This is a genomic window from Gordonia sesuvii, assembly GCF_036350415.1.
In the GTDB taxonomy this organism is placed as follows: Bacteria; Actinomycetota; Actinomycetes; order Mycobacteriales; family Mycobacteriaceae; genus Gordonia; species Gordonia sesuvii.
The window spans coordinates 160,901-182,820 of sequence record NZ_JAZDUF010000009.1 but is presented as its reverse complement, the minus strand read 5'-3'; the positions used below and the strand labels follow the sequence as shown (position 1 = coordinate 182,820).

General features: G+C 68.3%; 19 protein-coding genes. 6 read left to right on the top strand and 13 right to left on the bottom strand.

Translation table 11 applies throughout. The annotated features are described in order from the left end of the window. The 5 genes from VZC37_RS23450 to VZC37_RS23430 form a co-directional block, all read right to left on the bottom strand. On the bottom strand, positions 1-1,506 hold the full coding sequence (locus VZC37_RS23450; RefSeq protein ID WP_330436344.1) for an NAD-dependent succinate-semialdehyde dehydrogenase: 1,506 nt from the start codon (positions 1,504-1,506) through the stop codon (positions 1-3). A gap of 2 nt (positions 1,507-1,508) precedes the next feature. Beyond that, on the bottom strand, positions 1,509-4,640 hold the full coding sequence (locus tag VZC37_RS23445; protein WP_330436343.1) for an FAD-binding and (Fe-S)-binding domain-containing protein: 3,132 nt from the start codon (positions 4,638-4,640) through the stop codon (positions 1,509-1,511). Then, complete coding sequence (locus tag VZC37_RS23440) at positions 4,637-5,962, bottom strand: aspartate aminotransferase family protein (protein ID WP_330436341.1); 1,326 nt, start codon at positions 5,960-5,962, stop codon at positions 4,637-4,639. The genes VZC37_RS23445 and VZC37_RS23440 overlap by 4 nt, the downstream gene beginning before the upstream one ends. A gap of 112 nt (positions 5,963-6,074) precedes the next feature. Next, a complete protein-coding gene (locus VZC37_RS23435; protein WP_330436338.1) occupies positions 6,075-6,539 on the bottom strand; it encodes a MarR family winged helix-turn-helix transcriptional regulator in 465 nt (154 codons plus the stop codon). Further along, a complete protein-coding gene (locus tag VZC37_RS23430) occupies positions 6,536-7,141 on the bottom strand; it encodes a DJ-1/PfpI family protein (protein ID WP_330436336.1) in 606 nt (201 codons plus the stop codon). The genes VZC37_RS23435 and VZC37_RS23430 overlap by 4 nt, the downstream gene beginning before the upstream one ends. A gap of 121 nt (positions 7,142-7,262) precedes the next feature. On the opposite strand from VZC37_RS23430, the gene VZC37_RS23425 reads away from it, so the two are divergent. From VZC37_RS23425 to VZC37_RS23410, 4 genes are read left to right on the top strand one after another with little or no spacing between them, the layout of a single operon-like run. Further along, positions 7,263-8,288, top strand: a complete 1,026-nt coding sequence (locus tag VZC37_RS23425; RefSeq protein WP_330436334.1) for a D-2-hydroxyacid dehydrogenase — start codon at positions 7,263-7,265, stop codon at positions 8,286-8,288. A gap of 4 nt (positions 8,289-8,292) precedes the next feature. Beyond that, the gene (locus VZC37_RS23420; RefSeq protein ID WP_330436332.1) at positions 8,293-9,249 is read left to right on the top strand and encodes a type III secretion system chaperone family protein; all 957 of its coding nucleotides are present in this window, start codon (positions 8,293-8,295) and stop codon (positions 9,247-9,249) included. Positions 9,250-9,257: 8 nt separating this feature from the next. After that, a complete protein-coding gene (gene pyrE / locus VZC37_RS23415; protein ID WP_330436330.1) occupies positions 9,258-9,827 on the top strand; it encodes an orotate phosphoribosyltransferase in 570 nt (189 codons plus the stop codon). Between the two features lie 2 nt (positions 9,828-9,829). Continuing rightward, complete coding sequence (locus tag VZC37_RS23410) at positions 9,830-10,495, top strand: TrmH family RNA methyltransferase (RefSeq protein ID WP_330436328.1); 666 nt, start codon at positions 9,830-9,832, stop codon at positions 10,493-10,495. Positions 10,496-10,622: 127 nt separating this feature from the next. Here the strand turns inward: VZC37_RS23410 and VZC37_RS23405 are convergent, their stop codons facing one another. The 5 genes from VZC37_RS23405 to VZC37_RS23385 all read right to left on the bottom strand — a co-directional run bounded on the left by VZC37_RS23405 (position 10,623) and on the right by VZC37_RS23385 (position 16,888). Continuing rightward, positions 10,623-12,107, bottom strand: a complete 1,485-nt coding sequence (locus VZC37_RS23405) for a long-chain-fatty-acid--CoA ligase (RefSeq protein WP_330436326.1) — start codon at positions 12,105-12,107, stop codon at positions 10,623-10,625. A 230-nt stretch (positions 12,108-12,337) separates the two neighbouring features. After that, positions 12,338-13,738 (bottom strand): VOC family protein, encoded by a 1,401-nt coding sequence (locus VZC37_RS23400; RefSeq protein WP_330436325.1) that lies wholly within the window; start codon positions 13,736-13,738, stop codon positions 12,338-12,340. Between the two features lie 9 nt (positions 13,739-13,747). Further along, positions 13,748-14,761, bottom strand: a complete 1,014-nt coding sequence (locus tag VZC37_RS23395; protein WP_330436323.1) for an alpha-ketoacid dehydrogenase subunit beta — start codon at positions 14,759-14,761, stop codon at positions 13,748-13,750. Beyond that, the gene (locus VZC37_RS23390) at positions 14,758-15,825 is read right to left on the bottom strand and encodes a thiamine pyrophosphate-dependent dehydrogenase E1 component subunit alpha (RefSeq protein WP_330436321.1); all 1,068 of its coding nucleotides are present in this window, start codon (positions 15,823-15,825) and stop codon (positions 14,758-14,760) included. Before VZC37_RS23390 ends, VZC37_RS23395 begins: the two co-directional genes overlap by 4 nt. A 64-nt stretch (positions 15,826-15,889) precedes the next feature. Then, positions 15,890-16,888: an NAD-dependent epimerase/dehydratase family protein gene (locus tag VZC37_RS23385; RefSeq protein ID WP_330436320.1), complete on the bottom strand. Its 999-nt coding sequence runs from the start codon at positions 16,886-16,888 to the stop codon at positions 15,890-15,892. A gap of 147 nt (positions 16,889-17,035) precedes the next feature. Between VZC37_RS23385 and VZC37_RS23380 the strand changes: the two genes are divergently transcribed. Continuing rightward, positions 17,036-17,803, top strand: coding sequence for a helix-turn-helix domain-containing protein (locus VZC37_RS23380; RefSeq protein WP_330436317.1), 768 nt, complete (start codon positions 17,036-17,038; stop codon positions 17,801-17,803). A 6-nt stretch (positions 17,804-17,809) separates the two neighbouring features. On the opposite strand, the gene VZC37_RS23375 is transcribed toward VZC37_RS23380, so the two are convergent. Next, positions 17,810-18,796 (bottom strand): MOSC domain-containing protein, encoded by a 987-nt coding sequence (locus tag VZC37_RS23375; RefSeq protein WP_330436316.1) that lies wholly within the window; start codon positions 18,794-18,796, stop codon positions 17,810-17,812. A 114-nt stretch (positions 18,797-18,910) separates the two neighbouring features. Between VZC37_RS23375 and VZC37_RS23370 the strand changes: the two genes are divergently transcribed. Further along, the gene (locus VZC37_RS23370; RefSeq protein WP_330436314.1) at positions 18,911-20,059 is read left to right on the top strand and encodes a phosphatase PAP2 family protein; all 1,149 of its coding nucleotides are present in this window, start codon (positions 18,911-18,913) and stop codon (positions 20,057-20,059) included. 20 nt (positions 20,060-20,079) lie between these two features. Here VZC37_RS23370 and VZC37_RS23365 read toward each other — a convergent pair whose 3' ends face one another. Further along, positions 20,080-20,820: a DedA family protein gene (locus VZC37_RS23365; RefSeq protein ID WP_330436312.1), complete on the bottom strand. Its 741-nt coding sequence runs from the start codon at positions 20,818-20,820 to the stop codon at positions 20,080-20,082. Between the two features lie 57 nt (positions 20,821-20,877). Further along, positions 20,878-21,918, bottom strand: a complete 1,041-nt coding sequence (locus VZC37_RS23360; protein WP_330436310.1) for a DUF368 domain-containing protein — start codon at positions 21,916-21,918, stop codon at positions 20,878-20,880. Positions 21,919-21,920 lie beyond the last annotated feature (2 nt).

Below are 21,920 nucleotides of genomic sequence, written 5' to 3'. Positions count from 1 at the left end.
TCAACGGGCTATCGGCCGTGCAACGTACTTTACGTCGAGAAACTCCTCGATGCCGAGTCGACCGCCCTCGCGGCCGAGTCCCGACTCCTTGATCCCGCCGAAAGGTGCGGCCGGATTGGAGACGAGACCGGTGTTGACACCGACCATCCCGACCTCCAGGGCCGTCGACAACCGGTCCGCCCGGTCGATGTCCTGGGTGTAGAGGTATCCGACGAGTCCCCACGGGGTGTCGTTGGCCAGCCGCAGCACCTCCTCGTCGTCGGCGCCGGCATCGCCACCGGTGGTGCCGAACGGGATGATCGCGGCCACCGGACCGAAGATCTCGGTGTGCATGAGGTCGGCGGACGGGTCGACATCGGTCAACACGGTCGGTGGGTAGAAGTGACCGGGACCGTCGGGACGTTCTGCACCGCAGACGATTCGCGCACCACGATCGACGGCGTCGGAGACGAGTTCGGTGACCTTGTCGGCGGCCTTGCTCTCCACGAGGGGACCCACCTGGGTGCCGTCTGCGGCGCCGTCGCCGACGGTGAGTCCACCCATCCGTGCGGCCAGCTTCTCGGTGAAGTCGGTGATCACGTCGCGGTGCACGAAGATCCGGTTGGCGGCGGTACACGCCTGGCCCATGTTGCGCATCTTGGCGACCATGACACCCTCGATCGCCCGATCGACATCGGCGTCGGCGCACACGATGAATGGTGCGTTGCCGCCCAGTTCCATCGATGTGCGCATCACGGTGCCGGCGGCCTGCCCGAGCAGGATCTTGCCGACCTCGGTCGAACCGGTGAAGCTGATCTTGCGGGCCTGACCGGATGACATCCATTCGCCCACCACAGATCCGGGATCGGTGGTGGTGACGACATTGAGCACGCCGTCGGGCAGCCCGGCCTCACGCAGGATGTCGGTGAGCAGCAGAGCGGTGAGCGGGGTGAGCTCGGCCGGTTTGAACACCATCGTGCAGCCCGCCGCAACCGCCGGACCGATCTTGCGGGTTCCCATGGCGAGCGGGAAATTCCACGGCGTGATCAGGATGCACGGGCCCACCGGTTGCTTGCTGACGACCACACGGTTGTTGCCGTCACCGGTCACGGTGTGGTCACCCCCGATACGCACGGCTTCCTCGGCGAACCACCGGAAGAACTCCGCCCCGTAGGCGACCTCGCCCTTGGCCTCGGCCAACGGCTTGCCCATCTCGGCGGTCATCACCGACGCGATCTCATCGACTCGATCCATGATGAGCTGGTATGCGCGATAGAGGATCTCACTGCGCGAACGGGGTGACGTGGCCGCCCACGCCGCCTGATGGTCGGCGGCTGCCTGCAGTGCACTGCGCGCGTCGGCGGCGCTGCCGTCGGCGACCACGGCCAATGGTTGACCGGTGGCCGGGTTCTCGACGGTGAAGGTGGCGTCCGCCTCGGCCGGTCGCCACTGGCCGTCGATGAACAGGTCGGTGTGGAGCCGCCCGATGACCTGTGATGCGTCCGAAGTGGGAATGGTGGCCGTCATGGTCACGCTCCTTCCGTGGTGGTGGGTTCTGTCGACGAGGGATCGGATTCCGTCGACGGGAACTTGGGTTCTGTCGGCGACTTTCGGGGTTCTGTCGGCGAAGATGGGGGTTCTGTCGGCGGGGTGGTCGGGTGGCGGGGCCGGCGGGTGAGCAGCTCGGCGAGGTGCAGGCCGGTCGCGGTGACCGCCGAGTCGGTCGCGGCGAGGTGGTCGACCGACATCGCACAACTGAAACCGTCAGTGATGACCGGCCGGTCCGGGTTCGCCCGCAGGGCCGGGGCGAGCGCGTTCTCGGCGACGGCGACACTCACGTCGTAGTGCCCGCGTTCGAACCCGAAGTTGCCCGCGACGCCGCAGCATCCGTCCGCCGTGTGGACTTCGACGCCGAGCGTCTCCAGCACCGACGCACCGGTACGGGCGCCGAACACGGCGTACTCGTGGCAATGCGTCTGCAGGGTGACGGATTCGGGTAGCCCCGTCGGCGTCCAGCCACGGTCGATGAGCCGTGGCAGGTAGTCGGCGAAGCTGTGGACCCGGGCGGACACGCGGTGAGCCGCGGCGCTGTCCACGAGTTCGGGTAGATCTTTGCGCAGGGCCGCCGCGCAACTCGGCTCCGGGAGCACGATCGGCCGGTCGGTGCCGTCGTCGAGCGCTGTCACCGTGCGCGTCAACACTTTCCGTGCGTGCGTGAGCTGTCCGGTGGAGATCCAGGTGAGCGCACAGCAGTTGTCCGCGCTACATCCCACTTGGTCTCCGCTGCCTCCCAGGACCTCGGCGGCGGCGGTCGCGACCTGCGGACGGAACGCTTTGGTGAACGAGTCGACGAAGAGGATGGTGTCGGTGGTCGGGGTCACCGGCGCCAGTGCGCGCAGGTGTCGTCGGCGGTCGCGGCGGGCGGCGAACCGCGGCATGCTGCGCCGTGCGTCGAGACCGCCTGCGCGGGCCGCGATCCGCCGCAACGGGGTGTTCAGGCTCGCGTTGATCACCGGTGCCAGGGTCCCGGCCACGGTCAGCCACGCCGGCATCCAGCCGAGCGAGTAGTGCGACATCGGCCGACGGCGACCGCTGTAGTGGTGGTGCAGGAACTCCGATTTGTAGGTGGCCATGTCGACCCCGGTCGGGCAGTCGGTGGAGCATGCCTTGCAGGACAGACACAGGTCCAGGGCGTCGGCCACATCTGTGGACTGCCAACCGGTCTCGATGTCGGGTGCGGTACGGACCATGTCCTGCAGGACCCGGGCCCGTCCGCGGGTGGAGTCCTTCTCGTCGCGGGTGGCTCGGAAACTCGGGCACATCACACCGCCCGACGACGCGCGGCAGCGACCCACGCCGATACATCCCTGCACGGCGTGCACGAACGGATCGAGGCTGTCGGCCGTCTCCGTAGCGCTTCCTGATTCGGCCGGCGTGAGGGTGAACATCGTCGGCCAGCGTCGTGCCGGGACGTCCGCCAGCGCGAGGTCGTCCGTGATGGGCGGTGCATCGATGATCGAGCCGGGGTTCAGCGTGCCCGCCGGGTCCCAGATCTTCTTGAACTCGGCGAACGCGGCGAGCATGGCAGGGGAGTACATCACGGGCAGCAGCGCCGACCGCGCGCGCCCGTCTCCGTGCTCACCCGACAGTGACCCGCCGTGTGCGACGACGAGATGGGCTGCGTCGGTGCAGAAACGGTCCATCGTCGCCCGCCCCTCGGCGGACCGTAGATCGAACGTGATGCGGACGTGCATGCAGCCGGCCCCGAAATGTCCGTACATCACCCCGGTGAGGCCGTAGCGGTCGAGCAGTGCGGTGAAGTCGTCGAGATAGTCGGCCAGCCGTTCCGGCGCGACCGCGGCGTCTTCCCAGCCGGGCCATGACTCGTAGCCACTGCCGATGCTGTCGTCGTCGGGGTCGGCGAGGCGTGACGAGAGCCCGGCGCCGTCCTCGCGGACCCGCCAGAGCGTCTTGCGTGCCACCGGGTCCGGGACGGTGGTCCCGGCGATCATGCGTCCATGGGCGCGGAGCTCGTCGAGGAGTCGCTTGGCGGTCGCGGGCACGTCGGTCTCGGATTGCTGTGTGGCGCTGTGCTCGTCGAGGTCGATGAACAGCCATGCGGTGCATTCCGGGTCGGTGATGCCGGGCAGCGCAGTGACCGTGTCCCGCCCACGGCGCGCGGCCATCGTGGCGACGATCTTGCGGTCGATGCCCTCCACCGCCGACGGCGCATACGGCAGGATCACGGGCACGTCGCGAGCCGCATCGCTGGCCGTCGGGTAGCCGACGCACAACAGCAGCGACGAGGACGCGACCGGGACCAGGCGGACGCGCGCGGCCACCACGATCGCACACGTCCCCTCACTGCCCACCAAGGTCCGTGCGACGTCGAAGCCGTTCTCCGGCAGCAATTTCGACAGGTGATACCCGGATACCTGGCGCGGAATCGTCTCCAGGTCGGTGCGCAGGATGGCGAGGTTGCGGGCCGTCAGATCACGCAGTTGCTCGGTGAGCGTCGCGGCGCGCTGCACAGCCGCCGTGTCATCGGGATCGGTGGCGGCGATACCGGTGCGGGTGGCTGTCAGACGCAGTCCGTCCGCGGTGACGAGATAGAGCTCCTCGACGTGGTCGGTGGTGCGACCGTGCCGAACCGAGTGGTTGCCGCAGGCGTCGTTGCCGATGGCCCCTCCGAGGGTCGCTCGCGACGCCGACGACGGGTCGGGGGCGAACGTGAGGCGTCCGTCGGTGGCGCTGCGGGCATTCGCCGCGAGCGTGGTCAACACGGCGCCGCTCTCGGCGACCGCGGTGGACGTGTCGACGTCGACCGCACGCAGCCGGTGCATGTGGCGCGACAGATCGATCACCACGCCACGCCCGATCGCGTTGCCGCCCATCGACGTGCCACCGCCACGGGCGATCAGCGGGATGCCGTGGGAATGGCAGTACTCGGCGGTGCGCGCCACGTCGAGATCGGTGCGCGGGAAGACCACCGCAATCGGACGAATCCGGTAATTGGAAGCGTCGTAGGAATACTCGGCGAGGCGCCGCGACGAGACGTCGACCTCGACGCCCAGGGCATCGAGGTCGACGGCTACATCGGGTTCGCCGGAGCGAGCGGGTCGATCGTCGTCCGTGAGCGCCGAGTTGCTGACATGTGTCATCTCTGTCCGAGGGTATCGCCTGAGAACACATCGGTCAGGGTTGCCGAGAAGCGCTCCAGACCCATGGTGATCTCGTCCTCGGTCACGACCAGCGCCGGAATGAGGCGCACGACGTTGCCGGCGGGGCCGCAGGTGAGGGTGAGCAGGCCGTGGCGGGTGGTGGCCTGCTGGACGGCGGCGGCCGCGGCGGCGTCGGGGACGGGAGTTGCGCCGTCGCCGTCCTTGACGAACTCGATCCCGGCCATGAGACCCAGTCCACGCACGTCACCGACGGCGTCGAATCGAGATGCGATGTCCTGCAATCCGCTCAACATCTGCTCGCCCCGGATACGCGCGTTCTCCACGAGGTTCTCGTCGCGGATCACGTCGATGGTGGCGACGGCGGCCGCGGCGGCGACCGCGTTGCCGCCGTAGGTGCCGCCCTGCGAGCCCGGCCACGCCTTGCTCATCAGTTCCGTCGACGCCGCGATCGCGGAGATCGGGAAACCCGAGGCGAGGCCCTTGGCCGTGATGAGGATGTCCGGGGTGAGGTCGGTGGCGTGCTGATGACCCCAGAACTTGCCGGTGCGGCCGAACCCGGCCTGCACCTCGTCGAGGATCAGGACGATGCCGTGCCGGTCGGCGCGTTCGCGCAGTCCCTTGAGGAACCGCGGCGGGGTGGGCAGGTAGCCGCCGTCGCCGAGGACCGGTTCGATGAGGAAGGCGGCCGTGTCGTTGGGGGCCACGCGTGACTGCAGCAGATAGTCGAGTTCACGCAGCGCGAAGTCGACGGCGGTGTCGGTGTCCCAGCCGTAGCGGTAGGCGTAAGGGAACGGCGACATGTGCACACCGGCCATGAGCGGCGAGAAACCGGCGGAGAACTTGGTTCCGGCGGTCGTCAGGCTCGCCGCGGCCACCGTGCGGCCGTGAAAGCCACCCTGGAACACGACGATGTTCGGCCGTGCGGTCGCCATCCGGGCGAGACGGATCGCGGCCTCGACGGCCTCCGACCCCGAGTTGGCGTAGAAGACGGAGTCCAAGCCGAGGGGCAGCACGCCACCGAGCTTTTCGGTCAGCTCGAGCAGCGGCTGGTGCATCACCGTCGTGTACTGGGCGTGGATGATCTTGGTGCACTGCTCTTGGGCGGCCGCGACGACGCGCGGGTGGCAGTGGCCGGTGCTGGTGACGCCGATTCCGGTGGTGAAGTCGAGGTAATCGTGGCCGTCGGTACCGCGGATCCACGAGCCCTGTGCATGGTCGACGACGACGGGCGTCGCCTGTTTGAGCGCGGGGCTCAGGGACGCGGTCTGGGCGGTCGGCAGGGATTCGGCGGTGACGGTCATGCGTACACGGTGACGGTCGATCGTCGGATTGTCAACAATTGGACATACCGCCTGTTCGCGGCCCCAATCCCCGGTTCGTCACGAGGTCCAGCAGGTGCGGCCGGTAACGCGCTCAGAGGTCGATCGGGTCGTCGAGAGCCGCGCTCAGGGCGTGGAGGGTCGCGACCGCCTCGGCCAGCCGCTCGACGCCGACACGCTCGGCGAGGGTGGTGGCCGCGATCCGGTGACCGGGATTGATCCGACGGATCGCGGCCAGCCCTTCGTCGGTCAGCCGGACCAGCTTGGCGCGCCGGTGTCCCGGGTTGTCGCGGTATTCGACCAGACCGTCGGCGGCGAGCAGGTCGGCGGTGCGCTGAACGCTCTGTCGGGTGATGCCCATGGCTCGTGCGATGTCGGAAACGGTGAGTGGCGCGTTGATCACGGCGCCGAGGACCTGCCAGCGGGTGGCCGTGAGGCCGGCCGGACGGGCGAGGTTCTCCGCCAGTGCGAGGAACTGGCCATTGAGGCGGAACGTGGTGAGGGCGCTGTCACTCAGGAGTTGTTGCACTTGTTCGACGGCGGGTGGGACGTCGGTCACGACTGTTCACCGAGCGCGTAGAAACCGCTCGGGTCCTGCTCACCGTAGAGCCGGTACCAGGCCTCGAGCACCGGCTGCGTGTACACGCCGAGCAGCGCGAACACCTCACGGGCGAACTCGATGGGAGCGACCGCGCCCGCGGTGATGACCCCGCGATCGGTGACCGCCGGGGCGTCGACGTACCGCGCGGCGCCCGCGTAGCCCGTCGGCTCGAGCTGCTGCGGCGCGTTGCTGGTGTGGCGACGATCGTCGAGTAGTCCGGACCGTGCCAAACCTACTGTGGCGCCACAGATCCCGGCGACCGGGATGCCGGCGCCGGCCCAGCGGCGGGCGGCGTCGACGAACGCGTCGTTGCCGTCCCACGACTGCGCTCCGGGCAGGACGAGCATGGTACTGCCGTCAGGGTCGACGTCATCGAGAACGGTGTCGGGAACCATGGTGACGCCGCCGATCGTACGAACCGGCTCTGCGGTCGCGCCGACGGTCACGATGCGGAATGCGCCGGGATCGCGCTGGTACTCGGGGTTGTTGATGCCGGCTGCGACGTAGCCGTACTCCCAGTCGGCGAGGCCAGGGTAGACGCCCAGGTGAACGGTCTTCATCGGATCTCCTCAGTGGGTTTGCGCCTTCATAATGACAGTATTCTGTCATTATGACAGTATGCTGTCAATGAGGTGGCTTCAATGGTGGGCGCGGTCGCGGAGTGTCTGGTTACGGTGAGGCGTGCCCACACAACGACGACCGACCATCGCGATCCTCGGGGCCGACGGAGTCCCGGACCCGCCCAACCTCGATCAGATCGCCGACCTCGCGACCATCCGGCCGTGCACGGCCGACACCCTGCCGTCGGCGCTGCCCGGCGCCGATGTCCTCCTCGTCTGGGACTTCTTCTCCCGTGCGCTGAAAGACAATTGGGGACCCGCGACGGCGGACCTACGCTGGGTACACGTGTGCGCCGCCGGCGTGGACTCGTTGCTGTTCGACGACCTGCGCGCCTCGGACATCGTCGTCACCAACGCCGCCGGGGTGTTCGACCGCCCGATCGCCGAGTTCGTCCTCGCCTCGATCCTCGCGCGTGACAAGCAGTTACACATCTCCAAGCGATTTCAGCAGCAGCGAGCCTGGGAGCATCGGGAGACCGCGCGCACCGAGGGCTCCTCCGCGTTGGTGATCGGTACCGGCGGGATCGGTCGCGCCACCGCCCGGCTGCTGAAGGCCGTCGGGATCCGGGTGACCGGCGCGGGTCGGACCGCACGGTCCGACGACCCCGACTTCGGCACCGTCGTGCCCACCGATGACCTGGTCGAGCACGTCGGCGGATTCGACACCGTGGTCGCGATCGCCCCGCTGACCGCCCAGACCGAGCGGATGATCGACGCGACCGTGCTGTCTGCGATGCGGTCGGATGCGCACTTCGTCAACGTCGGCCGCGGCCAACTCGTCGACGAACCGGCCCTGATCGACGCACTGTCCTCCGGCGACATCGGTGCGGCCTCGCTCGACGTGTTCACCGACGAACCGCTCGACCCATCGAGCCCGCTGTGGGCGATGGAGAACGTCGCCATCTCCCCGCACATGAGCGGTGACGTCGTCGGATGGCGCGACGTACTCGCCGAACAGTTCCTCACGAACCTGCGGCGCTACCTCGATGCGTCCGTACCGTTGGCCACGGTGCTCGGCAACGTCGTCGACAAGGACCGGGGTTATGTCGCCGGCGCTACACGCGCGGGCGGCGATAGTAGGCTGTAGCGCGATGACCATCGTGTATTTCGTGATCGCCGTGTTGGCACTCGCCGGTGCGGTCGCCCTGTTGTGGCTCGACCGGCAGCGTTCGAGTGCCGTTCGGCATCGGCGAGCGGTCTGGGGCGACCAGCACGAGTTCAAGTTCCGTGAGACGGACACCAAGCTGCGCAAGGTCTTTCATCGCGCGACGATGAACGTGCCCGAACGTGTCGCGGTCCAGGACGTCGCCTACGGCCAGTTCGGGGGCGCCGAGGCCGTGGTGTTCGACCTGGCCGAGACTGCGACGGTGGTCGCCGTGCGCCGATCCGCGCCGTCGCCGGTCGTCATCGACCTCCGGCACGAGGATGTGCTCGCCCCGGCCGAAGAGGACGTGGAACTGCTCGGCGCGATGGGCCCGCGGGTGATGTTCTCCAACAACCTCGACGTCGCGCGCCGTGTCTGTGACCGCCGGATGGTGGCGCTGGCCAACAACGCGCCGCCATTCATCGAGGTCCTCTGGAACGAGGGCAACTGGGTCCTCGGATCGATGCCGCAGACCGCCGAGGACGACCAGCTCGACATCGGCCTCGAGGTGGTTCGCCGCTTCGCGGACCTGCTTCGGGTGCTGCCGCCGCTCGTCGACCCGCAGGATGCACCGGATCCCCGCGACCCGCACGGACCCACGCGCGCCGAGCTGGCCGACGAGAAGACCGAGTCGATGCGCGACAAACAACGTCGTGCCCGCATCGCCGCCGAGGACTCCCGTGCTCGGGACGCGGTGGCGGCGGGCGACGCCGATGTCGCCGCGGCGCCTCCGCAGCGCGGTGGCGATGATGCCGCACCGCCGGCATGGACCCCTGAGACGGCCCCGGGCCGGCGGATGCAGCCGATGCCGGTGCGTCGCCCGGGTCCCGCACCTCGTCCATACGACATGCCGCCGGGCCCGCCGCCCGCAACGGACCGACCCAACCGCCACCACAAGAGTTGAGCCGCGATATGCCTTCGTCAGCGTCCGCAGCCCCCGCCGTCGACGACGGCGACCGGGCTCGCCTCGCGAAACTGGTCACCGAACTCGCCGTCGTGCACGGCCGGGTGACCCTGTCGTCGGGCAAGGAAGCCGACTATTACGTCGACCTCCGTCGCGCCACCCTGCACAACGAGGCTTCCCGGCTGATCGGCAGCCTGATGCGGGAGCTCACCGCCGATTGGGAGTACGAGTCGGTGGGTGGGCTCACGCTCGGCGCCGATCCGGTCGCGACGTCGATCATGCACGCCGACGGCCGCCCGATCGATTCCTTCGTCGTCCGCAAGGCCACCAAGACCCACGGCATGCAACGCCGCATCGAGGGTCCCGACATCGCCGGTCGCAACGTGCTGGTCGTCGAGGACACCTCCACCACCGGCGCGTCGCCGTCGACGGCGGTGGAAGCGGCGCGGGAGGCCGGTGCGACGGTGATCGGCGTGGCGACGGTCGTCGACCGTGCCACCGGTGCCGACGAGGTCATCACGGCGCTCGGCGTGCCGTACCGCTCGCTGCTCGGGCTCGCCGACCTCGGACTGGGGTAGGCGTGGACCAACCCGGTCCCACCGAGTGGCAGTCGCGGTCGGGCCCGGAGGTGGGTGTCGGTCCGTGGGTTGACGAACGCGGCACGTCGCCACCCGCCGACCCGCGCTACGACCCGGAACTGCTGGCCGACGGTGATACCCGCAATGTCGTTGACGCCTACCGTTATTGGACGCGCGACGCCATCGTCGCCGACATCGACTCCCGACGGCACCCGTTTCACGTCGCCATCGAGAACTTCGCGCACGACGCCAACATCGGGACGGTCGTCCGCACCGCCAACGCCTTCGCCGCGGCTGCCGTGCACATCGTCGGAAAGCGGCGGTGGAACCGTCGCGGCGCCATGGTCACCGACCGCTATCAGCATCTGATGCACCATGATTCGGTTGCCGATCTGATCGGCTGGGCGCGCGCCGAAGGTCTCGCCGTGGTAGCCGTCGACAACACGCCCGGCTCCCGGCGCCTCGAGACGGCGGAACTGCCGCGCGACTGCGTCCTGCTGTTCGGTCAGGAGGGGCCGGGCGTCAGCGAGGACGCCCACAACCACGCCGACCTCACCGTCTCGATCGCTCAGTTCGGCTCCACGCGCAGCATCAATGCCGGTGTGGCCGCGGGGATTGCGATGCACGCGTGGGTGCGACAGCACGCGGATCTCGGGACGGCCTGGTAGCCAAGGGTTTCAATGGGTTTCGATACGGCTCCTCGCACGCTCGTCGCCTACTCAACCAGCAGTGGGTGCGGATCTGCCGGCTGAGTAGGCCGAAGCTCGCATCGAACCTCCTGACGCTGAAAAGGCGTCAGGAGAGCGTGATCTCGCGCTTGAGGATCTTTCCGGTCGGACCCAGCGGCAGGGCATCGACGATGCGCACGACACGCGGATACTTGTACGCGGCCACCCGCTCCTTCGCGAAGTCGCGGATCTCGTCCTCGGTCACCGACATCCCGGGCTTCACGGTGATCACGGCGGCCACCTCTTCACCGTGCATCTGGCTGGGAATCCCGACCACCGCGGCGCTGCCGACCGCGGGATGGCCGTACAACACTTCCTCGACCTCGCGCGGGTACACGTTGTAGCCGCCCCGGATGATCATGTCCTTGGCGCGGTCGACGATGTAGTAGTAGCCGTCCTCGTCGCGCCGGCCGATGTCGCCGGTGCGGAACCAGCCGTCGCGCAGCACCGCTGCGGTGGCCTCGGGATTGCCGAAGTAGCCCTTCATCACGTTGTGACCCTTGACGGCGATCTCGCCGTCGGAACCCTCGGGAACCTCATTCCACTCCGCGTCGACGAGCGCGAGCTCCACACCCTCGACCGGCTGACCGACCGACCCGGGTTTACGCTCGCGGTCGGCGTGGTTGAAGGCCGCGACCGGGGACGTCTCGGACAGGCCGTAGCCTTCGAGAATCATTGCACCGTAGGCCTCCTCGAATGCGTGAAGCACCTCGACCGGCAGTGCCGAGCCGCCGGAGACGCAGCGGCGCAGACTGGACGTGTCGTAGCGGCTGCGATCCGGGAACTGTGACAGCGCAACGTACATCGTGGGGACACCACCCATGTGGGTGACCTTGTCCCGTTCGATGATCTCCAGCGCCCGTTCGGGATCGAAGCGGGGGAGGAGCGTGAGGGTCGCGCCGGTCAGCACCGCGGCGTTCATCATGCACGTCTGCCCGAACACGTGGAACAGCGGCAGCCCGCCGAACACCATGTCGCCCGACGACAATCCGATGAGGCTCTCGCTCGCGCACACCTCGGCGTTGCGAATCATGTTGGCGTGGGTGAGTTCCGCGCCTTTCGGTGCCCCGGTGGTGCCGGATGTGTAGAGGATCACCGAGGTGTCCTCGCCGGCGCGGTCGACCGCCTTGGTGGCCGCGTGCTCGCTGACCTGCCCGATGAACGTCGCCGGGTCGACCTCGAGGAAGGTGACCCCGGCGTCGGCCGCGCCCTTGGCCGCTTGCTCGGCGACGCCGTTCCATGCGAAGAAGGCCTTCGCGCCGCTGTCACGCAGGACATGCGCGAACTCGCGATCCTTGTACAGGGGGTTCATCGGGACGACGACACCACCGGCCCAGAGGATTCCGTAGTACAGCACCGGCATGTGCGGGATGTTGGGCAACGAGACCGCGACCCGGTCACCGGGTTCGATCCCGAGATCCCGTAGCCAGCGTGCGGTTTTGGCCGCCAGTCCGCTCAACTGGGCGTAGGTGATCTCGGCGTCGTCCATCTTGATCGCGACGGCGTTGGGGCTGTGCTCGGCGGTGTCCCGCAGGTTATCGGTGAGATTCATGGGGTGTGTGTTCCTTTCATGGGGTTGTGGGGTGGCCCTTCGTTACCCTTCGATACCCTTCGATACCCTTCGATACGCTCGCAAGCTCGCTACTCAGGGCGGCGCGCTCGCAAGCTCGCTACTCAGGGCGGCGCGCTCGCAAGCTCGGCATTTCCGATCCCTGAGGAGATCCGGAGCTTGCGGAGGATCGTGACGAAGGGCCTCGCTCATCCGGGGCCAGGGACCAGGAGTCAGTGCCGCTCGGCGGCGCGAGCGAGGCCCTCGGCGAGCGTACGCACCATGCGGCCCGTGATCGCGGTCGATCCGGGGAGAAGGGTACGGTACTGCGCTTCCCACGTGATCGTGCTCCCGCCGGAGCTGTTCTCCTCGACGTTGACGAAGCTGTGATAGCGCTTCATGCCCGGTGCGCCCTTCGCGGTGTACTCCATCCGGTACGGCGCCTCGGCGGTGATGATCTGCTCGTGCACGGTCATCCCGGCCGGACCACCGCTGAGCTTGCGGATGAGGCCCACTCCGGCTGCATCACCGTCACTGACCACCTCCGAACGCTTGAACGGAGTCCACGCCGACATTGCCACGTGGTCGTCGAGCACCGCCCACACCTGCTCGGGGGTGGCGGAGGTGTGCGCATCCGCGCTCACCCGCTTGACCGGCGGCTGTTTCGCAGCGAAACCGAGCTCGAGAAGACCGAGCGGATCCACCCGCCGGTGCTTGCCCTTGCTGCCGTGCCAGAGCAGTTCGATCGAGAAGCCCATGGGGTCGTTGACGTAGGAGGCATACCAGATCTTGTCGACGACCGTGCCCTTGGTGGTGTTGGGCTCGATGCCTACGGTGCGCCCCTTCTCGACCAGCGCATCCAGTGACGCCCGATCCTCCACGCCGAGAGCGATGTTCAGGATTCCGAGATCGCTGATGTGGTAGCCGGTCGGCCAATCCTTGCCGACCGGGTCGAGGTACTGAACGACCTCGATGAACGAGTCACCGGCGCGGACCACGAACGACTCGCGGGTGGAACCGTCCAGGCCCCAGAGCTTCTCGTGTTCGGAATCGTGCAGCGCGAGGTCCACTTCGGGCAGGCCCATCACGTCGATCCAGGTGCGCCGCGCCTCGGCGAGGTCGGGCACCGACAATGTGGTGAACCGGGCGACCGCGGGGGTGTCCGGCCGCGGGCCCATCTCGTCGATGCGGGGATCGTCCTCCATGATCTCGAGCAGGATGCCGTCGGGGTCTGTGACGCACACGCGTCGCGACCCGAGCAGACCCATCGGCTCGGTCAGCAGGGTGACGTTGCGACGCGCGAGCCGCTCCAGTGTGCCGTCGAAATCAGTGACGTGGAATCCGACTGTGGTGTAACCGATGTCGCAGGGCCGCCAATCCGTCGGCACCGGCTTCGGGTGCGGCTTGGAGAACTCGAAGAGTTCCATCTGGAAGCCCGGGGTGCCGTCGAGCATCCACCAGCAGACGCTGGTGGCGCCGGGCACGTTCTGCACGTCCTCGGACCCGAGCAGCGGGATGAACGCGTGCGTACCACCGGATTCGGTGAAGCCGAAGATGTCGCGGTACCAGCGTTGGCTGTGTTGGATGTCCCGCACACTCAGCGCGATCTGGACGAGGGGCAATGACGTGGTCATGGTGAGTCCTCAGGCAAGGGATTTGGCCGCCGAAGCGATGCGTTCGGCGTTGGGGAGTACGCCGTACTCGAGGTGCGGCGCGAAGGGGATGGTCTGCTCCACCGCGACCCGCGCGTAGCGGGCGGTGGTATCGGATTCCAGGAGCAGCGCGGCGATCTCGCCGGTCAGTCCGCCGCGGCTGTAGTCCTCGTCGGCGACGACGACGCGACCGGTGCGGCCGACATGCGAGATGATGGCCTCGGTGTCGAGCGGTGCGAGGGTGCGCAGATCGAGCACGGTGGCCTCGATCCCGTCGGCGGCGAGCCGGTCGGCGGCCTCCAGGCACCGATGCACACCGATCCCGACTGACACCAGCGTGATGTCGCTGCCCTCACGGCGGGTTGCGGCCTGTCCGAACGGGATCGGGGTGACAACGTCGGGGACGTCGCCGATGGCGCCGGCCTTCGGCTGGACCGGGGTGAGGTCCAGAGTGTCGCGCTGGTCGCCACCGAGGTAGTCCAGGATCTGCTGATCGAGCAGCTTGGGGGTGAGGAAGACGGTGAACTCGTCGCTCTGCACGGCCGACAGCATCAGTCCGGCGGCGTCGGCCGGGGTGGACGGCACCACGACCTCGGTGGACGGATACGAGGAGAGGCTGCCCCAGAAGGTCTGCTCGTGCTGGCCGCCGTCGGCGTACCAGCCGCCCACGCCGGCGCGCAGCACCATCGGGATGTTCCAGCGGCCGCCGGAGAAGTCCTTGAATTTGGAACCGGCGTTGGCGATCGCCGACCACCCGACCATGCCGAAGTCGATCATGTACAGCTCGACGACCGGACGCAGACCGGCCATGGCGGCGCCGATACCGGCATACATGAAGCCCTGCTCGGAGATCGGGGTGTCGCGGACCCGTTCCGGTCCGAAACGGCTCTGCAGCACGCGGCGCAGGATCTCGACGTCCTCACCCCAGGTGACCACCGACGAGTCGGCGGCCATCGCCTGGCCGAGGGCGTGATCGACGGCTTCGTCGTAGCGCATGATGGTCATCGGGTTCCTCCTGTGGTGACGCCGAAGCCGATGCGCTTGCCGACGCGCGCGCGGGCTGCGGTGATGGCGGCGAGCACCTCGGCTCGTTCCTGGGCTTCGATGGTGGTGGCGGCTTCGGCGCCGACCAGGGATCGGCCGCGGCGGACCGGGTCCTTGCGGGTGTTCACCGCCATGTCGCGGGTGAAGCGTCCGGCGCGCCGGCCGACACCGACCATGGCGCGCAGCTTCTCCCCGGTGGTGCCGCTCGCGGAGTTGGTGAATCCACCCATCAGTTCGGGGACCCACACCGACAGTTGCTGTTTGGGTTGCCGCAACAGACCCACCAGCGGGTCGCCCTCGAGGTGCCCGTTGGGCCGGTGGCAGGTGACATAGAGGAATCCGGGCCCCTTGCCGGCGCGCGCCCGGTCGATGAGTTTGCCTGCGGCACGGTGCACGTCGCCGACCTTGTGTCCGGCGGCCGTCTCCACATTCAGGCCGAATCCGCGGGCCCGCTGCACCGGGGTGCCGGCGGTCTGGTCGCTGGAGTAGGTGGTGATGCCCCACTTGTTGTCCTTGCAGACGAACACCACGGGCAGATTCCAGGCGACGGCCATGTTGTAGGCCTCCATCATCATGCCCTGGTTCATGGCGGCCTCACCGTGGAAGGTGACCGCGACGCTGCCCGGATTCACCCGGGTGTGCGCGACGGCCTGCCCGACGGCGAGGGGACCACCGGCGCCGACGATGCCGTCCGCGCCGGCGTTGACCTCCGGAGCGAAGATGTGCATGTGTCCGGCCATCCCGCGGGCGATGCCCTCGTCGGAGCCGAGAACCTCGAGCATCAGCGGCTCGAGATCGATGCCGCGACCCACGAACGGTCCGGTGTTGCGGTGATCCAGCGCCAGGGTGTCGCTTTCGTGCAGGTGCGCCAGCACGCCGGCGTTGATGCCTTCCTCGCCGTGCGCCGAGTGATACTCACCCGGGACCAGGCCGTCCTGCCAGGCTTCGACGAACGCTTCGTCGACGAGTCGCATCCGCACCATCATGCGGTAGATGCGGCCGGCGTCCATCCGGTTGGTGCTCATCGGTGGCCTCCGGGGATTGTGTTGTGGTTCATGTCTTTTCCTGTCTTCTTCGGATCGGCGGGTGTCAGATGAGTCCTTCGCGCCGTGCCCATTCCTTCTGCCGGGCCATGCCCTCCTCGTAGGAGACGACGGGCTTGAAACCCAGGATGGTGCGCGCCTTCTCGTTGGACACGACCACCTGGCGGTTGAACATGTGCATCAGCGCGGGCCCGAGCTCGCTCGTCATGCCCAGACGCCGCTGGACCTTGCCGATGGCCCCGAGTGCCGGTGCCGCCACCTTGATGGGTACCGAGGTGACCTTGCCGCCCGGGACCCACGACGCGAGTTCACCGAAGTACTCGCCGCAGGTGCGCATCGTCTCCTCGCCGAAGTTGAACACCTGGCCCTCGACGTCGGCGCCGTCGGCCGCGAGCAGGAGCACCATGGCGTCGACGAAGTTGTCGATGAAGATCACGTCGAAGACGCCGGAACCGCCCTCGGGCAGGATCATCTGGTTCTTCTTGATCATCGCGAGGGGTTCACGAACCCAGACCGAGCCGGGGCCGTACACGTCCGCCGGGCGCACGATGACGGTTTCCATACCGCGCTTCGCATTGGCCAGCACCGTCAGCTCGGAGTTGGTCTTGGTATCGGTGTAGGTGCTGACGCCGCCGGTCACCCGCGTCGGATGGTCCTCGGTGACGTGGTCGGGGTACTCCCAGCCGTACGCGGCGATCGAGCTGAGGTGAACGAACCGGCCGACGCCCGCGTCGACTGCTGCGTCGAGCACCTTCTTGGTGCCCAGCACGTTCACCTCCCAGGCCTGCTCGACGGGCGCGACGGTGCTGACGATCGCGGCGGTGTGCACCACCGCGTCGACGCCATCGAGCGCATGCGCCCATGTCGACGGGTCGGTGGTGCTGCCGGCGACGATGCCCTCGGCGGGGTCGGCGACGCGGTCGACGCCGGTGACAGTGGCGCCGAGCTCGCGCAGACGGGCGGCGAGGGTGCGGCCGATGAAGCCGCCGGCACCGGTGATGAAGACCGAACCGGGGACGGTGGGGGCGGGGCGGGCGTCCGACATGGTGACCTCCGGGATGTGACGTGACGCGGGGTGGAGTTGCACTGTCTGTTGTCAGTAACAACTGTAAGCAGACAGTAAGATGAGTCACAACACGCTGTCAAGTGTTGTCTGACGCGCCGCTGTGCGCTGGCACCGGGAGGTGATTTCATGTGGGGTGTGACATCCAACGACTCTGCCGAGGCGAGCTTCACCATCGCCGAGCTGGAAAAGGTCGCAGAGGTCCCCGCGCGGACCATCCGCTACTACCAGTCCGAGGGGCTGCTGCCCCGGCCGGCGCGCAAGGGCGGCCAGGCGGTGTACGGGCCGCCGCACCTGGAACGGCTGCGGTCGATCGCGGCGCTGCAGGGCCGGGGGCTACGCCTGCAGACCATCAAGACAGTGCTCGGCGAATCCGGCGAGCCGTCGTCCGGGGTGGTGGACCTACTCGGACCGTCGATCGCCGGATCGGCCTGGTTGGCGACGTCGGCGAGGGAACTCGACGAGGGCGAGCTCGCAGATCTGCTCGGTGACGCCTACCCCGATCAGGTGGCCGAGCTCGTCGCCGCCGGCTATCTGGAACGACGCCGCACCACTGACGGCCGCCGGGTGTGGTTCGCCCCCAGCGTCCCCCAGCTCCGCGGTGCTCTCGAGATGCGTTCCATCGGAACGGATCTGGAGCTCAGTCGTTGGTCGGCGGCAGAGATGCGCACGGTGCTGCGGGAGCTGTGTGAGCGATTGGTCGCGCGCTGGATCGATGAGAGCGGGAAGCTGTATCAGGGGTCGGGCACGCAGGCGGAGTTGGAGCAGAACCTCGAACTGATCCGCGCGGTCGCCTGGCAGTCGGCGGCGCATGTGATGGCCGAGGAGATCGGCGCGGCCGTGCACCGCGCCGACGAGATCCGGGAGCGGCTCGACGCCGGCGACATCACGGTCTGAGCCGCGTCAACCGCGGCGGAACATCTCGGCGACCCGGTTGGCGGAGTCGAAGGCCAGCACGCGGCCGCGGCCGGCCAGTCGTCGCGGCGCCGACGGTGGGCTCGGCGGCGTGATCGTCAACGGGTCGCCCACCCGGACCCGGCCCGACCGGATCACGTCGGCATACACGCCGAGGTAGCGGTCGGCGGTCGTGGCGACCGCACGGGTCAGACCGGCCTCCACCGGCAGGTCCACGTGTGCGCGGCTGGGCACCACGCAGCGCACCGTTCGCATCACCACCCGCATGTGTGCGTCGCCCAGACCCAGGCCGGCGTCGGCCCAACGGGCCTCGGGCAGGCCATCGGCGAAGTCGCCGGCGAGCACCAGGTTCGGCCGGAACCGTCGGGGATCGAGGTGCTCGACACCCATCGCGGCGGCGATGGTGGCCACGCTGGTCTCGGTCACGAGGTGCACCGGACACAGGTCGACGAACGTGCCGGGCGGGGTGGCGTTGCGGGTCAACGTCGCCAGCGCGCGGGCATTCATGTCGGAGACCTTCGGCAGTTTCTCGTCGGGCGCGATACCGAGGTCGCGGGCGAGCGCTCCCGGGGTCAGCGACGTCATCCGCTCGCGCCACGACAACCGGTGCGCGCGCGGATCGTCGGGCAGCGGGACCAGGCGCACGTCGCGGTCGAGTCGTGCCGACATGGCGGAGTGGATCTGCGGGTCGTCGCTGTGATGCTCCGAGCCGTCGGGAGCGGTGACGATCACCGCCGGTGCCCGGCCCGGGCCGGCGTCGGGACCGGGTGGCGCCGCGAACCGCGCGGAGAATCCCAGGACGGCGGGCAGCCGGCGCGCCGAGATGGTGGTGTCGCGTTCGACATCATGCAGGGCCCACAGCCGATCACCGTGTACCCCACGCGGTCTCAACTCGAGCGACTCGAGCGACTCGCCACCCATCGACTTCACCGGATGGCGCCACAACTCGGTGATACGACACGGTGTGCTGCTCATCGGTCCCTGCTCTCCGGCGATTGCCCGCAACTGTGCCCGCGGCGGTGGGTCGCGCCCACGGTAACCGATCGTTCACTTGCGCAACCAACGGCTGGGACGGAAGAGTGATCACCCGTGTCGACCTCGCGCCTCCGCCCTGCGCTCATCTCCGTACTGACCGCCCTGACCGTCGGCCTCGGTCTCGTCTCCGGGGGAGTCGCTGCGGCCGCGCCCACCGCGGTGGCGGCGCCGGCGGCGTTCACACCCGCCCAACTCGTCGGGCCGTACCCGTCGGATTATCCGCCGGGTGGGACGTATGTCCCGGTGCTGGACGGCTTCTCGTACCTACGTGACAACCGGCCGGACATCATCGCGCAGAATCTGCGCACCGTCGAACGGATCAACGGGTCGGCCACCCGCGCGGAGCAGAACGACGCCGTCGCGATCAACTACGACGACCGGCTCCTCTCACTGTCGGAGGCACTCGGGCAGCGGCTCGGGCCGGTGTTCCGCAAGCTGCTCGCCGACGGGCGGCTGCCCAAGGTCGCGGCCCTCACCGAGGGCTACACCGCGCGCGCCATGCTGCCGCTCGGTACGACGCTGATCGAGAAGGAGATCTTCGGCAATCCGCGTCCCTTCGTGGTGGCACCCGGCAAGATCGAGCGCTACAACCGGCCGGGCGAGGATCTGTACGCCGACCTCGGTGGCAACGGCTCCTACCCATCCGGGCACACCAGCATGGGCTACCTGATCGGCGGGCTCCTCGCCTACTGGCTGCCCGAGTTGGGGCCGCAGATCACCGTGCGCGCCGGCGAGATCGGACGCAGCCGGATCGTGCTCGGTGTGCACTACCCGCTCGACGTCATGGGCGGCCGGATCCTGGCCACCGACCTCGTCTCCGCGCGACTGTCCGATCCGGGTTTCGCCTCGCTCGTCGACCAGGCCGGCCGGCAGTTGCGCGCCGAACTCGAACGGGCGGTCGGCGTGCCGCTGGCGCGGTTCATCGCAGCCGACACCCCGTACATGAGCACCCAGGAAGCGGTGGCCGCCCACCGGCAGATGATGACCTACGGATTCGGCAAGGTCGCCCCCGGTCAGCGCAACGAGATCCCGGCGTCGGCGGCGGCCCTGCTCAAGAGCCGATTCCCGCGCCTGTCCGACGCCCAGCGCCTCGACATCCTGCGACGGACCGCGATCGATGCGGGTTATCCGCTCGACAAGGCCGGGTCCAACGGTGGCTGGCTGCGAATCGACCTGGCCGCGGCGTACGCGGTCACCCCCTGATCGGCGAGAAACCCGACTGACTACGCGGTCGGGTTCTCTTCGCGTTCGACGTCGACCGGCTCCTCGACGATCGGCCGGCGCGACCGGAGGAACCGCTTGGTCACCTCGCTGATGATGGGGATGACCGAGACGAACACGATGAGCAGGAAGATGATGTCGATGTTGTCGCGGATGAACTCGATCTGGCCGAGGAAGTAGCCGAGCAGGGTGACCCCCGCGCCCCACACGATGGCGCCGACCACGTTGTAGGTCAGGAACACCGGGTAGCGCATCTTGGCCGCGCCGGCGACGAGCGGCGCGTACGTCCGCACGATCGGGACGAACCGCGCCAGGAAGATCGTGATGGGGCCGTGCTTCTCGAAGAACTCGTGCGCCTCGACGATGTAGCGCTCCTTGAGCACCTTGGCGTCCGGCCGGAACAGCGAGTATCCGACGCGGTTGCCTATCCAGTAGCCGACCTGGTCGCCGAGGAACGCGGCGATCGGGATCGTCACCAGCAGCACCCACAACGGCGCGAACGGCTCGATGTCGGCGGACTTCGCCGCGACGATCAGCCCGGCGGTGAACAGTAGGGAGTCACCGGGCAGGAGCGGGAACAGCAGCCCCGACTCGATGAACACGACCAGCAGCAGGCCGGCCAGAATCCAGGTGCCGAACGAGTTCAGCAGGTTGACCGGGTCCAGGAACCCCGGCAGCAAGGCGAGGTTGGTGGTGGTCGTGCTCAGAGCAGTCGTGCTCGTGGAGAGGGCGGTGTCGATCACGTCGAAACAATGTACCCGCGATTCGACCCACGACCGCGCAGCAAAGCCGCCGAACTGCTACCGATCCGCCGGCTCCGACGCGCGAGCGTCGGCCGAGTACACCTTGTGCTGGACGAGTGCCACGACGGCGACCACCGCGACACCGAGCACGAACAGGCCGAGCGCCCCGGGCCATTCGTCGCCGACCCCGAGCAGACCGCCGTCGTCGGTCTGCCAGGGCCACAATGCGCGAAGCGACCCGAGCAGCAGACCCGCGGCGCCGATCATCGCGGCGGTGTGATGATTCTCGAGCAGCCATTCGAGGATTCGCACGAACGTCACGATGCCGAGCAACGCACCGAGGGCGAAAACCGCCAGGTACTGGACGTTTCGGTCGTCGACGGCGGCCATCGTGGGTGCGTAGATGCCCACCACCAGCAGAAAGAACGAACCGGACACTCCGGGCAGGACGAGCGCGCAGACCGCGACCGCCGCCGCACAGAACACGAGGATCAATGGAGGATCGCTGATCTCGCTGCGCGGTAGCGAGGTGAGGATGAAAACCGCCGTCGCCATGGCGATGAACAGCGCGGCCGCCTTGCCCTTGGCGCCGCGGGTGTCGAGATCACCTGGGCGGACTTCCAGGAACGGGATCGCCACCGATGCCGCGATCATGCCCATGAACAGCGCCTTGGAGTACACCGGCTGCTCCGTGACGAATGTCTCCATCACGCCCGCGATGGAGAACACCGCGACGAGCATCCCGATGGCCACGGGGATCAGCAGCCACCAGTCGACGTTGCGGGCATCCGCGCGCCAGTCGGATCTCGTGATCATGCCCCGCGGGACGTCGGTCAGGTGCTTGGCCGAGGCGATCAGTCGCGTGTAGATCCCGGTGACCAGAGCGACGGTGCCGCCGGAGACGCCGGGAACCGTCTCGGCCAGTCCGATCAGTCCGCCGCGAACGACGTTGCCGATCGTCTCGGTGGCCGGTGGTCGTTGTCCGCCGCGGGGAGACCCGTCCGACGGCGCTGGGTTCTCCTGCCTCGGCGTCACGCTGACATCGTAGCGGGCATATCCGGCCCCGATCGGTGCCGGTGGCCGGTCGGCGAACTCCATGT

Bases quoted from the DNA above. Each gene is read 5' to 3' on its own strand.
- pyrE (WP_330436330.1), top strand. From the start codon at position 9,258: ATGCCTTCGTCAGCGTCCGCAGCCCCCGCCGTCGACGACGGCGACCGG.
- VZC37_RS23420 (WP_330436332.1), top strand. From the start codon at position 8,293: ATGACCATCGTGTATTTCGTGATCGCCGTGTTGGCACTCGCCGGTGCG.
- VZC37_RS23405 (WP_330436326.1), bottom strand. From the start codon at position 12,107: ATGAATCTCACCGATAACCTGCGGGACACCGCCGAGCACAGCCCCAAC.
- VZC37_RS23450 (WP_330436344.1), bottom strand. From the start codon at position 1,506: ATGACGGCCACCATTCCCACTTCGGACGCATCACAGGTCATCGGGCGG.
- VZC37_RS23375 (WP_330436316.1), bottom strand. From the start codon at position 18,796: ATGAGCAGCACACCGTGTCGTATCACCGAGTTGTGGCGCCATCCGGTG.
- VZC37_RS23430 (WP_330436336.1), bottom strand. From the start codon at position 7,141: ATGAAGACCGTTCACCTGGGCGTCTACCCTGGCCTCGCCGACTGGGAG.
- VZC37_RS23390 (WP_330436321.1), bottom strand. From the start codon at position 15,825: ATGAGCACCAACCGGATGGACGCCGGCCGCATCTACCGCATGATGGTG.
- VZC37_RS23385 (WP_330436320.1), bottom strand. From the start codon at position 16,888: ATGTCGGACGCCCGCCCCGCCCCCACCGTCCCCGGTTCGGTCTTCATC.
- VZC37_RS23400 (WP_330436325.1), bottom strand. From the start codon at position 13,738: ATGACCACGTCATTGCCCCTCGTCCAGATCGCGCTGAGTGTGCGGGAC.
- VZC37_RS23395 (WP_330436323.1), bottom strand. From the start codon at position 14,761: ATGACCATCATGCGCTACGACGAAGCCGTCGATCACGCCCTCGGCCAG.
- VZC37_RS23360 (WP_330436310.1), bottom strand. From the start codon at position 21,918: ATGGAGTTCGCCGACCGGCCACCGGCACCGATCGGGGCCGGATATGCC.
- VZC37_RS23440 (WP_330436341.1), bottom strand. From the start codon at position 5,962: ATGACCGTCACCGCCGAATCCCTGCCGACCGCCCAGACCGCGTCCCTG.
- VZC37_RS23445 (WP_330436343.1), bottom strand. From the start codon at position 4,640: ATGACACATGTCAGCAACTCGGCGCTCACGGACGACGATCGACCCGCT.
- VZC37_RS23380 (WP_330436317.1), top strand. From the start codon at position 17,036: ATGTGGGGTGTGACATCCAACGACTCTGCCGAGGCGAGCTTCACCATC.